This is a genomic window from Streptomyces sp. CB02009 (assembly GCF_001905825.1).
In the GTDB taxonomy this organism is placed as follows: domain Bacteria; phylum Actinomycetota; class Actinomycetes; order Streptomycetales; family Streptomycetaceae; genus Streptomyces.
This window is the reverse complement of record NZ_LIVV01000005.1, coordinates 30823-44005: the sequence shown is the minus strand read 5'-3', so window position 1 is coordinate 44005 and position 13183 is coordinate 30823. Positions and strand designations below refer to the sequence as shown.

General features: G+C 70.6%; 9 protein-coding genes. 4 read left to right on the top strand and 5 right to left on the bottom strand.

All coding sequences use genetic code 11. The annotated features are described in order from the left end of the window. Positions 1-27: 27 nt before the first annotated feature. Genes AMK27_RS19635 through AMK27_RS19620 form a run of 4 tightly spaced genes read right to left on the bottom strand, consistent with a single transcriptional unit; the run spans position 28 to position 5417 of the window. On the bottom strand, positions 28-3612 hold the full coding sequence (locus AMK27_RS19635; protein WP_241847555.1) for an NB-ARC domain-containing protein: 3585 nt from the start codon (positions 3610-3612) through the stop codon (positions 28-30). 57 nt (positions 3613-3669) lie between these two features. Then, positions 3670-4299 (bottom strand): DUF6000 family protein, encoded by a 630-nt coding sequence (locus AMK27_RS19630; protein ID WP_073909697.1) that lies wholly within the window; start codon positions 4297-4299, stop codon positions 3670-3672. Between the two features lie 3 nt (positions 4300-4302). Further along, a complete protein-coding gene (locus tag AMK27_RS19625) occupies positions 4303-5034 on the bottom strand; it encodes a HEAT repeat domain-containing protein (RefSeq protein WP_073909694.1) in 732 nt (243 codons plus the stop codon). Continuing rightward, positions 5031-5417 carry a CPCC family cysteine-rich protein gene (locus AMK27_RS19620; RefSeq protein ID WP_073909690.1) on the bottom strand — a complete coding sequence of 129 codons (387 nt, stop codon included), beginning with the start codon at positions 5415-5417 and terminating at the stop codon, positions 5031-5033. Before AMK27_RS19620 ends, AMK27_RS19625 begins: the two co-directional genes overlap by 4 nt. A gap of 298 nt (positions 5418-5715) precedes the next feature. Between AMK27_RS19620 and AMK27_RS19615 the strand changes: the two genes are divergently transcribed. The 3 genes from AMK27_RS19615 to AMK27_RS19605 all read left to right on the top strand — a co-directional run bounded on the left by AMK27_RS19615 (position 5716) and on the right by AMK27_RS19605 (position 10037). Continuing rightward, complete coding sequence (locus tag AMK27_RS19615; RefSeq protein WP_073909687.1) at positions 5716-6186, top strand: DIP1984 family protein; 471 nt, start codon at positions 5716-5718, stop codon at positions 6184-6186. Positions 6187-6480: 294 nt separating this feature from the next. Then, positions 6481-9126: an AfsR/SARP family transcriptional regulator gene (locus AMK27_RS19610; RefSeq protein ID WP_073909685.1), complete on the top strand. Its 2646-nt coding sequence runs from the start codon at positions 6481-6483 to the stop codon at positions 9124-9126. 137 nt (positions 9127-9263) lie between these two features. Continuing rightward, the gene (locus AMK27_RS19605) at positions 9264-10037 is read left to right on the top strand and encodes a DUF4232 domain-containing protein (protein ID WP_073909682.1); all 774 of its coding nucleotides are present in this window, start codon (positions 9264-9266) and stop codon (positions 10035-10037) included. Between the two features lie 177 nt (positions 10038-10214). Here AMK27_RS19605 and AMK27_RS19600 read toward each other — a convergent pair whose 3' ends face one another. After that, a complete protein-coding gene (locus tag AMK27_RS19600; protein ID WP_107425624.1) occupies positions 10215-11351 on the bottom strand; it encodes a threonine synthase in 1137 nt (378 codons plus the stop codon). A 175-nt stretch (positions 11352-11526) separates the two neighbouring features. Here AMK27_RS19600 and AMK27_RS19595 point away from each other — a divergent pair, with 175 nt between their 5' ends. Next, on the top strand, positions 11527-13098 hold the full coding sequence (locus tag AMK27_RS19595; RefSeq protein ID WP_073909679.1) for a S8 family peptidase: 1572 nt from the start codon (positions 11527-11529) through the stop codon (positions 13096-13098). Positions 13099-13183: the final 85 nt, after the last annotated feature.

Genomic DNA, 13183 nt, shown 5'->3' with positions numbered 1-13183 from the left:
CCTCAGCTCGGTGAGACGAACTCAGGCCTAGGGACAGGTGTCGGTGGCCAGGGTGGCGGAAGCTGCCAGTACTTGCGCAAGGCTGGCTACAGCTGCCTTGTCCAGGCGCTCAATCGCCTCACGGAGGTGCTCCTCCCAGTCGAGGCGGAACTCGTAAGCGAGGAGGTATCCCTCTCGGTGGGTGGCTGGGCTGACGCCGAGCAGGGCGTTCAAATCGGGGGCCGGAAAGACTACGGGAGACCGGAAGATCTCGCGCTCCGCAGCATCCGGGGCGAGTCGGCTCTGGCCGATCAGGAGTGCTGGATCCACCAACCGTGCTGCTTCCTCACACCAGACGGTTACGTGCCCGCGAACTTCCCCGCGCTGTGTGACCACGGGCGGAAGCCTCCAGTCCGGCAGATCGACCGATCTGCCGTCGCTCCGGGACACCCGCAACGCCGTAGGGATCAGTCGGCACTCCAGCCCCAAGGAACGTAGGGCGGTGCTGAATGCCAGCACGAGAAAGACTGGAGAGGGCGCCGCTTGCCCACCTAGGTGATAGGAGGTGGCCCCAAGCAGGCTGTAAATCGAGCGCGCATCGATTGGAACAGCCCGGGCGAGAGCTACGGCGTTGTGCCAGGGGTATTCGGCTATCGGATGCGTTCCACTACCTCCCGACGACGGCAAGGGAAACCGAGCGGGTCCCTCCAGTGGCAACGTTTCGGAAGGCTCGTCGTGGAGATCCTGGTCACGCAGCTCCAGGAACTGGCGGGCTGTGACCGCAAGGGGTACGTGGCCCTGCCCCGCGGCCTCGAATAGCTTGAGGCTCTCTCGCATCAGCGCGCGGCTCAGCTCCAGATCACCGTCTGGGTGCCCCAGGAGGTGTCGGGTCCAGGCGAGCACAGCGCGTCGGTGTGGGACTTGAGCCAGTACGTCCGGTCCGGCTTCTGTGTGTGCCACAAGTAGCGCCTCAGCCTGGTCGATCAACAATCCTGCGGCGTGCAGGATCCAGGCCTCAGTGAGTATCCCCTTCTTCTGCCTGTGGAGGCTGCCCACCATAAGAGCGTGGGCAGCCTCCACCATATGGTCCGCGTGGTGGCGCATGATGTTCACAGCTGCCCGCTCGGCGGGCTCGGGGATTCCCGCAGTGACGGCAAGGGCCTCCTCCAGCCGGCCCGTGGATGCCTTGACGATGGCGTCCAAGAAGCGCAGTTCCGTACTCGTCTCGGCGTCTGCCGGAGCCGCTGCCCTTGCCTGGTCGATGGCCATGGCCGCGTCGTCCCAGTTCTGAATCCAGACGAGCGACTGCACTTGTTCCAATCGGATCCCCAAGGCTGTCGAGGGCGTCACATCCTCGCGCTGCAGAACCGCCTCGAGCCTGGCGTTGGCACGGGCGATGTCAGCGAAGCGGTCCGTTGCCACTGCAGCGCGCATGTCGGAGACGTGGGCCCACAGCAGATGCTCGACGCCATCGGCGTCGAGGGCGTCCATGCCTTCCAACAGGGTCCAGGCAATCCGTGCCGCCTGCGCGCCCTCATCGAACCGCGACTGATTTATCAGACACTGGGCCAGTGTTGTCATCGTGGCGGCTCGCCGGTAGACGGGATCGTCGATTGCCTCCCCGCTGGCGTGCTCCGCGATCGTCAGAGCCTCGCGCAACAGTCCCTCGCTGCGGGCCAGATCACCGTGGATGTTTGAGATCGCTCCCGCAACATTGGCCAGCAGGGCCACGGTGTTGGCGTCCGCATGGCCGCTACTCGTCACGCGGTGCGCCACGTGAACCGCATGCTCGATCAGGGTGGCGGCCTCGGCCCATGAGTGCTGTTTCTGGCAGTCCACCAGTCGCTTTACCAGCTCGTACTGGAAGCGTCCTTGCATCGCCTTGACGGCCTCGATGTCCATCATCGCTCGGATGATTTCCTGGACGATGCGGTGGATTGCAAGAAATCCGTCACGGGGGTCGACCAGAGAGAATCTGCGTAGCTCCGCCACAGCTCTGTAGACGGCGGATCCGGTCGGCAGGTCGAGGGTCGCGAGATGGAGCGGAATGAAGTCTGGGGCGAGCAGGGCGCAGCGGGCGAGCAGCGCAGCGGGGAGATGTTGGCCCCCGTTGTCGGACGAGTGCAGCGCCTGATCGAGCACCCGTTTGACGCTGAGGGTGACTGCTGCGGTCAGCGTCGCCCCCTCCCGGTAGTCGAGCGGCACGAAGCCGCGGTCGTCGAGCAATTTGGCTCGACAGTCGGCGAGTTCAGCCAAATAGACGCCGACCGGGCATTGGGTCGCCGCGATGTAGCCGACAGCCTGGGCGATACCGAGCGGGATGCACTCCACTGCGTTGACCAGAGCGGACAATTCGGACTCGGAGAGATGTGGCAGCCGCTCTGCGGCCCAGGCAGTAGCCTCCTCGGTCGTCATCCGTTCAACGACTAGCCCGCCGTCCGCCGCAGCCCAGGCCGAGTCCCGGGTGGTGACCAACACATGCGCACCTTCGCAGGTCGGCAGGAGACCTTGAAGCTGCTCCCGGTCCGCGACGTTGTCGTAGACGAGTAACAGCCTGGAGCCTAGATGAGCGAGTCGAAGGCCGACCTGAGCGATGATCTCCACGTCGGTGGCTGGCTCGGTGTCCTGCCGCTCCTCGGCGACCATCCGCCGATACGCGGCAACGACGTCCTCTCTGGTGTCGGACGGGATCCACCAGACAAAGTCGTAATGGTCTCGGTGTCGGTGGGCATACAGCCGTGCGATGCTCGATTTGCCGATGCCGCCGAGTCCGGACACAACCACCCTGGGCGTCCCAGAGTCGGGTTCTACGCTGAACCGTTCCCTGAGCGTCGTCAGCTCCTTGCTCCGGCCGCGCACACCCGCAGCCGAAGGCACCTCACGGAAGAGTGCGCGGCCGGGTCCGGGCAGCTTGACCGCGTCGGCCGCAGGCGTGGAATGGCGTCCGCGCAGGAGGCTCGGAAGCTCGGCCAACCGGAACGTTCGCCGGGCGAGCAGGTGGTCCCCGGACCACTGAAACATCTTCACAAACAGCGCGTTGACCGTGCTGTCGATGTCCTCTGCCGCCACGGCGACGGACGACAGGCGTAGCAGCTCCAACCTAGCCTGGTCGAGAACCTGCTCCCACGGACCGATCCGGGTATCGATCTCCAATCGGCGGAGCAACGCGTGGTCATTTACAGACAGCCTGATCGATACCGGCACTCCCTCCTTACACTCTGCCAGCCATTCGTCAGGGTCCGGCATAGCCCGGGCGCGTGCTACCGCGTTCCGCAGGGCATGTCCCGACGAGTGCACGGGAGCGTCCGACAGGAACCGCAGCACCGCCGTGCCTTCGGGATCTGCAGAGCCCCAACGCCGAGCCAGCCGTATCAGTTCCGGACCTGACCATGAGCCCGGCTCGACGCGTGTCTTCGCCTGTGCCAGCAGCAGCGGCCGCCCTTGCGCGTCGCGTACTTCGAAGTCGATGGCCTCATCGGCGCCCTCAACCCGGAAGGTCTCCGCCTCGGGGTACTCCTCCGGGGTGCGGATGAGCTGCAGAATGGCGCACGCTGTCTGGAAGCTCATGCCCCGCGCCGTATCGACTCCACCCATTGGCGATTCCCTCCTGGCCTCGGTGTTGTCTTCCAGCATGGAGGACAGCAATGACAGCGCGTATCGCAACGGTTTACAAACCGCCGCGTAGGCGCTCTACGTTCGGCTCCAGCCGTTGGCGAACTCGCACTGGAGGTCCGCCCAGCGGCGCTGTTCGGCGGGTGTGTGGCTGGAGTAGCCGAGGCGTCCCACACCCTTGACCCACTCGTCCCAGAGGCCGTCGGGCTCCGTGAAACGGTCGGCGTGGTGGGTGCCGAGGTGGGCGTCGAGGCGGAGGAGGGCGCCCAGGGCGGCGGGCTGGTCGTAGTGGAGGTCGGTGCGGGGGAGGTAGTGGTCGAGGTAGGCGGTGAGGATCTCGGCGTCGGCGTGGGTGCCGAAGCGGGCCAGGGCGAAGCAGTAGGCGGTGCCGGAGTAGCAGACCTCGCTGGCCAGGAGCAGGTCGCCGATGCGTGCCCGGAACCGTTCGCGGCGGTCGACGCCGATCAGCCAGGCGGCGGTGAGACGCGAGCGCCATTCGTACCCGAGGAGGGCTTCCAGTTCCTCGTCGTTGATCGCCGCGGCGTCAGCGATCATGTGCCGGGTAAAGCGTGTGGTGTGCCACCACCGGGGGCCCAGGAACCGCCCGCCGTTCAGTACGAGATAACGCGGGAGACCTCCGTACGTCCTCGTCACGTAGCTCTTGACCACGTGGCCGTAGCCGATCTCCTCGGGGTGCTGGGACGGCATCGGTCACCTCTCCGGGTGCAGGTCGCTACGGTCGATCCAGGTGGGGGTGACGAAGATGTCTTCGCCGGCGGGGGCTTCGGAGGCTTCCAGCAGGGACCAGGTGCGGGACTCCTCGACCAGGTGCTCCCAGGGTGCGGTCCAGTCGAGTTCCCAGGCCAGGTCGGGGCCGGAGACGCCGTACGTGCGGCCTGCGTCCACCCGCCAGAACTGGGAGTGGAGGATCACCTGGGCGTGGTCGGCCAGGTCGTTGATGATCTCGGTGAAGTGGGCTGAAGGCCAGCCGGGGGCGTTGTCCGCAGCGGTGGGGCGTAGGCGCGCGGTGAGCGGCGGGACGACGGGGGTGCGGGCGCCGAGTTCGGTCAGGGCCCAGCGGATGCCGACGGACTCGGTCCAGTCCGGTGGGGTCGCGCGTTCCAGGCAGGCGCGGTAGGCGCGGCGCAGGGGCTCGGTCGCGCCGTCGATCTCCAGGCTCGCCAGGGCCATGGCCGCCCATTCGCGGACGGTCGGGTTGTCGCTGTCCAGCAGGCCGATGAGAGAGGGGCCGCAACGGGGATCGCCCACCTCCTCGAAGACCTCGATGGCGGTCAGCTGCCCGAAGCCCCCGAGGGAGGGCAGGCCGTCGATGACGGCGGGTATGGCGTCGGCGCCGATCCAGATCAGCTCCGCGCGGGCGTCGTAGGACTCGCCGGCCTCGCCGTCGAGCTGCTGGACGAGTGTCTCGATGTGGGAGGTCATGACGCGGAGTGATCCCGGCGCCAGAAAGTGGGGAGCCACCAGCAGAGCACCGAGAGGTCATCGGGCCACGGGGCGCTGTCCTCGGCTGCCCAGTCCTCGAAGGAGTCCCGGGTCTGATCGATGGGGCGCCAGGCGGGGTCGAGCGGCTCGTCCTCGGCCGGCGGGCGGACGAACCGACGGCCGTGCTCGTCGCAGGCGCCGAAGTCCCGGTAGTTGCGCTGGGCCTCGATCAGGGAGACCTTGTTCGCCCCGCCTGCCATGGCCGCCCAGCGGAATTGGATTCCGTCGTCCTCCCAGAAGCAGACGGGACAGGTTTCGTACGAGCCGGGCACGTCGCCGAACACGCGATGCCCGCAGCAGGGACAGGGGTAGCGGTCGCTCACCTGCGCAGTCTCGTTGCATATCCCGCTGGATTGCCATGGATTTCTTTGCCTCAGGCCCCCGACCATTCCGTAGCCAGTCAGCAGGGCACTCGTAAACGGCCGTCGAGACCCGACGCGTGCCTACGAGGAAGCCCAGGCCGGAGACCTGGAGGGGGATCCGTCGCAGGGCGGGACCAGCTTCCAGACATTCCTTTGGCGTTTCGCCGTCCTGGCCTGCGTGCCGCTACGGGTGGTTCGGGGTGGTGTCCGGGGGCGGGCATACTTTCGGTCGGAATCGTCGCGATGGAGGTGCGGGGGCTTGAAGCTTGCCGAGGCGTTGGCGTTGCGGGCGGATGCCGCGCGGCGGGTCGAGCAGTTGCGGGCGCGGGTGGTCGGCAGCGCCCGGTTCCAGGAGGGGGAGGAGCCGGCCGAGGACGCCGCCGCGCTGCTGGCCGAGACCGGCGATGTCCTCACGGAGCTCGAGGAGTTGATCCGGCGGATCAACCGGACCAACGCCCAGGCCGTCGTCGAGGGCGGGGGCACGCTCACCGACGCGTTGGCGCGGCGCGACGTGCTGCGGCTGCGGCATTCCGTCGTCACCTCGGCGGCCGACGCCGCCGCCGGGCGGGACCAGCACGGGAGGGTTCGGCAGTTGCGGTCCGAGCTGAAGATGCTGTCGGCGTTTCCCGTGGCACCCCTGCGGGCGCAGGCCGATGTGCTGGCGCGGGAGATCCGTGAGGTCGACGTGCTGATCCAGCGGTCCAACTGGGAGGTCGACCTGCTGGACTGAGCGGGTCGCTCGACGTGGAGCAGGTAGTCGTCCCGAAGGCGTGCACAAGCCGTGGCCGGCGGTCAATCCGGTCATCTCGGCGCGTGGAGAGCAGCGCGGGGGTTCGATTCCCCTTATTTACACAGCAGCTCAGCACCGCGCACAGGTAACCGTGCACAGCGCACCGTTCATCACCATGTGCAGATTCGGACGACGAGGGCGGGATCGGGGATCTCCACGTCGCAGTCGGCCCTCCCACCCCACGTATCCTCGACTGCTGGTGAACGGGGGCGACGGATCGCGGGAGGTGTACTGGTGGAGTTCCGGCTGCTCGGCTCCGTTGCGCTGGTGACGGAGGACGGGGACGTAGCCCTGGGGCCCGCCAAACGGTCCAGTCTGCTCGTCATGCTGCTGCTGCGGCCCAACAGCGCGGTGAACGTCGGTCAGCTGATCGACGCGCTCTGGGAGGAGGAGCCGCCCACCCACGCCAAGACCGTGCTCCAGGGGCACGTCTCGCGGCTGCGGGCGCTGCTCGCCGAGCACGGGGCGGAGGCGTACGGGGTCGAGCTGGCCACGCAGGGGTCGGCGTACGTGCTGCGGATGCCGGAGTCCCTGGTGGACGCGCACCGCTTCGAGGAGCTCGTGGCGCTCGCCGGGGTGCAGCGGCGTCCCGCCGACGCGGTGCGGATGCTGCGGGAGGCCCTGTCGTACTGGCAGGGGCCCGCGCTCACCGGGACCGTCCACAGCCGGCCGCTGGAGGCCGCCGCCGGCGGCCTCGAGGAGCTGCGGCTCGCCTCCGTCGAGTCGCTCGCGGAGGCGTACGGGGAGCTCGGCGAGCACGCCAGGGCCGCCGCTGTCCTGCGTACCGAGGCCGTCGCGCATCCGCTGCGGGAGTCCCTCGCGGCCGCGCTGATGCTGGCCCTGGGCCGTTCGGGCCGGCAGTCGGACGCGATCGACTGGTACCACCGCACCCGGCGGCTGCTCGCCGAGGAGCTGGGCGTCGACCCCGGCGAGACGCTCAGCGAGGCGTACGCGACGCTGCTCCGCTCCGCCGAGCCCGTGACCGTGCCCCGGCCGGCCGCTCCCGTCGTGGTCCCCACGCCGGAGGGGCTGCCGCGCGCCCCGCGCGGGTTCACCGGGCGCGGCCCCGAACTCGCCGCCCTCGACCGGGCCGTACGCGGCGGCGAAGGACCCGTCTGCCTGGTCACCGGGCCCGCCGGCGTCGGCAAGACGGCGTTCGCCGTGCACTGGGCGTACGAGCGCCGCGCCGACTTCCCCGACGGGCGGCTCTTCGCCGACCTGCGCGGCTTCAGCGACACCCCGGCGCCCGAGACCGCCGGCGTGCTCCGCGAGTTCCTCCTCGCGCTCGGCGTGCCCCCGCAGCGGATCCCGGAGGCCGTCGAGGCGCGCGGCGCCCTGTTCCGCTCCCTGACCGCCGACCGCCGGCTGCTCGTCGTCCTCGACAACGCCCGCTCCTCCGAGCAGGTCAGACCACTGCTTCCGGGCGGTGACCACTGCACCACCCTGGTCACCAGCCGCGACCGGCTCGGCGGTCTCATCGCCTCCGACGCGGCCCGGCCGGTGCCGCTCGGCCACCTCCCCCCGGCCGCTTCCGCCGCGCTCCTCACCACCGTCCTCGGCGAGACGCGGGTGGCCGCCGAACCCGCCGCCGCCGCACGGCTCGCCGGGCTCTGCGACGGACTGCCGCTGGCCCTGCGCGTGACGGCCGCGCGGCTCGCCGAGCGCCCCGGGTGGACGCTCGACGCGATGGTCGGCGAACTCGCCGACGAGCAGAGCCGGCTGATGCTCCTCGACGTCGAGGACCGGGGCGTCTCCGCCGCGCTGCACCTCACGGTGCAGCAGCTGCCCGACTCCGCGGCCCGGCTGTTCCGCGCGATCGGCCTGCACACCGGATCCGACCTGGACCGGTTCGCGGCCGCCGCGCTCGTCGGTACGTCCCCGGTGCAGGCCTCCGCCGACCTGGACCGGCTGTCCGCCGCCCATCTGCTGACCGAGCCCGTCCCCGGCCGCTGGATGCCGCACGACCTGGTGCGGCTCTACGCCCGCCACCTCGCCCAGGACGCCGACCCGGAGGGCCTGCGCCGCCTCATCGACCACTACCTGTACACGGGGCTCGCGGCCGACGCGGCGGCCGAGCCGGGCTCCCAGCCCTGCTACTCGCTGCCCGCCGACGTCCGCAGGCCCGCCGCGGTCCTCGAGTTCGAGGACCGTACGGCGGCGCTCGACTGGTACGTGGCCGAGCGCGCCGCCCTGGGAGGTGCCGTCACCGCGGCGGCCGCCCTCGGTCTGCACGACCGGGCCTGGCGGCTCGCCCTGGTGCTGTGGCCGCTGATGCTCATGCGGATCGGGGACGGCTGGACGCCGCTCCTGGAGGCCGGACTCGCCTCGGCCGAGCACATGGGCGACTTCGACGCGCAGTCGCGCACCAGGGCGCTGCTCGGCTGGATCCTGCACGAGGAGGGCCGGGACACCGAGGCCCTCGTCCATCTGGAGAAGGCGCCCGGCCTGGCCGCCCGGGCCGGCGACATGATCAGCGAGGCGATCGCCTACGTCAACCACGCCGCCGTCCTGGACGCGACGGGGGAGCACGAGCGGGCCGGCCTGCTCATGGCGCACGCCGTCTCGCTCGCCGACCGCACGGGTCATCCGTCCACCCAGGTGCTCACCCTCCACCACCTGGCGGGGCACTGCATGAAGGCGGGGGACTTCGAAGCGGCGCTCGCGCACACGCTTCGCGCGGGGGAACTCGTGCCGCCCGAGGCGGTGGTCGTCCAGGCCCAGCTGCAGATCGTCAAGGGCGAGGCGCTGGCCGGTATCGGCCGTGTCGACGAGGCCGCCGACCAGCTGGAACGCGCGATCGCCGCCTCCGACGCGGCCGGTTTCACCGAGGGTTCGGTACGGGCCGCGGCCAGGCTCTCGCGCCTGTCAGCGGATCGTTAGCGGTACGCAAGCGGGACGGCAGCGCCAGGCCGGAAGCTGGATACAGCACCGAGGACATGACGTACTCGGAGCGCCGACGTCGGGGCGGTCGCCCCGGCGCATCCACACCGACAGCACGCTTCCGGGGGAGAACCACCATGCGTACCCACCACAAGTCCACCGTCCTGGCCGCCGCCGCCATCGCCGCCCTCTCGCTGGGCCTGACGGCCTGCGGCGGCGGCACGGACGCGGGCGCGAAGGACGCGGGCGCCGCGAGCTCCTCCCAGGCGGCCGAGGGCGCCACCGACAAGGGGACGGGCGCCGCCGCGGGCACCGCCGACCAGACCGCGGCGAAGAGCGGCTCCGGCTCCACCGGCGGCTCGACGACCGGTGGTTCGACGGCCGGCGGCGGCAGCGGCAGCGGTACGAAGGGGAGCTCGGCGGGGTCCTCGACCGGCTCCTCGACGGGCTCCTCGACCGGGGGCAAGACCGCGGCCAAGGCGCCCGCCTGCGCCTACGGCGACATCAAGGTGACGGCGGCGAAGGCCGACGAGGTCCCGACCGAGCACATCGTCCTCACCGCGACCAACACCTCCGGCAGCGCCTGCACCCTGCTCGAGTACCCGCTGATCGCCTTCGGTCCGATCCAGACGGCCAAGGACGTCCCGGCCGTCGCGAAGAGCAAGCCGGCCGCCCCGGTCGTCCTGCGGCCCGGCGCGCCCGCGTACGCGAACGTGCGCATCGCGCTCGGCGGCGTCGACGAGGACACCAAGGTCGTGAACAGCTTCAACGTGAACCTGTTCGCCGCCGGCGGCCCGGCCGAGGGCAGCATCGTCGTCAAGGCGCCCGCGGGGGGTCTGGCCGTCGGCGAGGCCGCCGCGAAGACGGGCTACTGGACCGAGGAGCTCCGCAACGGCGCCGACGAGTTCTGATCGGCTCGGCCGCTGACCGCCCGCCCGGCGGTCAGCGGCTTCGCCGCGTGCGTCCGCCGGGCCCTCAGCGGCTGTGCGTCCCGGGCGTCCGACCGGCTGACCGCCCGGCGGCTGACCGCTCGGCAGGCGCCCCGCCGGTCACCGCGCCAGGCCGCCCAGTCACCCCGCCCGGTCGCGTCACCGCGCCAGGCCGGTCTTCGCCCCCGCCCCGCACAGCGGTACGACGGTGAGGCCGGGTCTCGGCGCGGCCGCCCGGACCGCCGCCCAGCAGGCCACGCCGGTGGACTCCACGAAGAGTCCCCGTCCGGCCAGCTCCCGCTGGGCGGCGCGGATCTGGTCCTCCGTCACCGTCAGGAACGTGCCGCCCGTCGCCCGTACCGCCCGCAGGATCTGGTGGGCGCGGGGCGGTGCCGGGATCGCGATGCCCTCGGCGAGGGTGGGGCGGGCGGGGGCGGCCCCGGCCAGTTCCTCCGCGCCCGCGTGGAAGGCCGCGGCCAGCGGGGAGACGGCCTCGGCCTGGACGGCGACGAGGGCGGGACGGTTGTCCGTGAGCCCGTGGCGGTGCAGCTCGTCGAGCGCGAGGGCGGCTCCGAGGAGCAGCGTGCCGTTGCCGACGGGGACCACGATCGTGTCCGGGAGTCGGCCGCCGAGCTCCTCCCACAGCTCGTAGACGTAGGTCTTGGTGCCGTGCAGGAAGTACGGGTTGTGGACGTGCGAGGCGTAGAAGGTGCCGGGCTCGTCGGCGGCCGCCCGCGCGGCGCGGGCCGTGGCCTCGCGGTCGCCGGGGACCTCGACGACCCGCGCCCCGTGGGCCCGGATCTGCTCCAGTTTCTTGGGCGAGGTGCCTTCGGGGACGTACACGAGGCAGTCGAGCCCGGCCCTGGCGCCGTACGCGGCGATCGCCGTGCCCGCGTTCCCGCTGCTGTCGGCGACGACCCGGCGGAGGCTGCCGTTCCGTGCGAGGCGGAGGGCGTGGGCGGCGAGCATCACCGCGCCGCGGTCCTTGAAGGACAGGGTCGGCATGAGGAAGTCGAGCTTGGCGGAAACCGATCCCTCCGCGCCTTCCTCCAGGGGGACGAGGGGTGTACGGCCCTCCCCGAGCGTCACCTCCGCCGCGTACGGCATCGGCGGCAACGCCTCCTCGTAACGCCACAACGAATTTCGCCGTGACGCGAGTGCGGGGAGTGAAACCGGTCCGGTGTCGAACTCCAGGTCCCAGGGGCCTCGGCACTGGGGACAACACCAGGTGAGGGCGTCCGTGGGCGAGTGGACCCGGCAGCGGTGGCACACGTAGGAGGTCATGAAGATCAGCATGTCAGCTGTGTGGCGCGGGTGTTGCGGGCCGTCGAGAGCCCTTGTGAGATTCCTATGGATCAGTCAACCTTTCGCTCAACAGCCGGACGTCCGAGGCGGTGTGGAGCCACATCGTCTTGTCATGTCCCTGCTAATCCCCCACAGCAACGCACCACCAATGAGGAGGACCCCTCACATGTCAGTGATGCGTGAATCACGACGTCGTATGGCCACCGCCGCGGCCGTCGCCGTCACCGCCCTCACCCTCGGCACCCTCTCCGCCCTCCCGGCCGCCGCCTCACCGGCCGCCCCGGAGGGCGTCATCGAGAACGCGGGAGCCGAAGGCACGATCGCGGGCAGCTACATCGTCACCCTCGACGAGTCGGCGCCGGCGGAGACGGCCAAGGGCCGCGCCGTGGCCGCCAGGTTCGGCGCGAAGATCGAGCGGACGTACACCTCGGCGATCAACGGCTACGCCGTCGAGCTCTCCGAGGCGCAGGCGCGGAAGCTGGCGGCCGACCCCGCCGTGGCCTCCGTCGTCCAGAACCGGGTCTTCACGGTCGACGGCACGCAGCCGTCCCCGCCGTCCTGGGGCCTGGACCGGATCGACCAGCGGGCCCTGCCGCTGAACCAGAGCTACACCTACCCGGACTCCGCGGGCCAGGGCGTCACCGCGTACATCATCGACACCGGCGTACGCATCACCCACAGCGACTTCGGCGGACGCGCCTCCAACGGCTACGACGCCATCGACAACGACAACACCGCGCAGGACGGCCACGGGCACGGCACCCACGTCGCCGGCACGGTCGCGGGCACCTCGTACGGCGTCGCGAAGAAGGCGAAGATCGTCGGCGTCCGGGTGCTCAACAACCAGGGCTCCGGCACGACCGCGCAGGTCGTCGCGGGCATCGACTGGGTCACGCGGAACGCCGTGAAGCCCGCCGTCGCCAACATGAGCCTCGGCGGCGGCGTCGACAGCGCCCTCGACACGGCCGTCCGCAACTCGATCGCCTCCGGCGTCACGTACGCGGTCGCGGCGGGCAACGACAACTCCAACGCCTCCAACTACTCGCCGGCCCGTGTCGCCGAGGCCATCACCGTCGGCTCGACCACCAACACCGACGCCCGCTCCAGCTTCTCCAACTACGGCTCGGCCCTGGACATCTTCGCCCCGGGCTCCTCCATCACCTCGTCCTGGAACTCCAGCGACTCCGCCACCAACACCATCTCCGGTACGTCCATGGCGACCCCGCACGTCGCGGGCGCCGCGGCCGTCTACCTCGCCGGCAACCCGACGGCGACCCCGGCGCAGGTCTCCACGGCCCTGACGACCGCCGCCACCCCGAACGTCGTCACCAACCCGGGCTCCGGCTCCCCGAACCGGCTGCTCTACGTCGGCGGCGGCACCACCACCCCGCCCGGCCCGAAGTTCGAGAACACCGCCGACTTCGCCATCGCCGACAACGCGACCGTCGAGTCCCCGGTCACCGTCAGCGGCGTGACCGGCAACGCCCCGGCCGCCCTCCAGGTGCCGGTGAACATCGTCCACACCTACATCGGTGACCTCCAGGTCCAGCTGATCGCGCCCGACGGCTCGGCGTACACGCTGAAGGCCTTCGGCACCGGCGGCAGCTCGGACAACATCAACACCACGTACAGCGTGAACGCCTCCTCGGAGGCCGCCAACGGCACGTGGAAGCTCCGCGTCACGGACAACGCGAACGCCGACACCGGCAAGATCGACGCCTGGGGCCTGCAGTTCTGACGCTCTGACCCCGGTCCCGTCGGATCGTGAGCGGCTCGGATCGTGAGCGGCTCGGATCCTGAGCGGCTCGGAACGTGAGCGGCTC

Excerpts from the sequence above, each read along its gene's own strand:
- AMK27_RS19635 (WP_241847555.1), bottom strand. The coding sequence starts at position 3,612 with ATGCTGGAAGACAACACCGAGGCCAGGAGGGAATCGCCAATGGGTGGA.
- AMK27_RS19630 (WP_073909697.1), bottom strand. The coding sequence starts at position 4,299 with ATGCCGTCCCAGCACCCCGAGGAGATCGGCTACGGCCACGTGGTCAAG.
- AMK27_RS19625 (WP_073909694.1), bottom strand. The coding sequence starts at position 5,034 with ATGACCTCCCACATCGAGACACTCGTCCAGCAGCTCGACGGCGAGGCC.
- AMK27_RS19605 (WP_073909682.1), top strand. The coding sequence starts at position 9,264 with ATGCGTACCCACCACAAGTCCACCGTCCTGGCCGCCGCCGCCATCGCC.
- AMK27_RS19600 (WP_107425624.1), bottom strand. The coding sequence starts at position 11,351 with ATGCTGATCTTCATGACCTCCTACGTGTGCCACCGCTGCCGGGTCCAC.
- AMK27_RS19595 (WP_073909679.1), top strand. The coding sequence starts at position 11,527 with ATGTCAGTGATGCGTGAATCACGACGTCGTATGGCCACCGCCGCGGCC.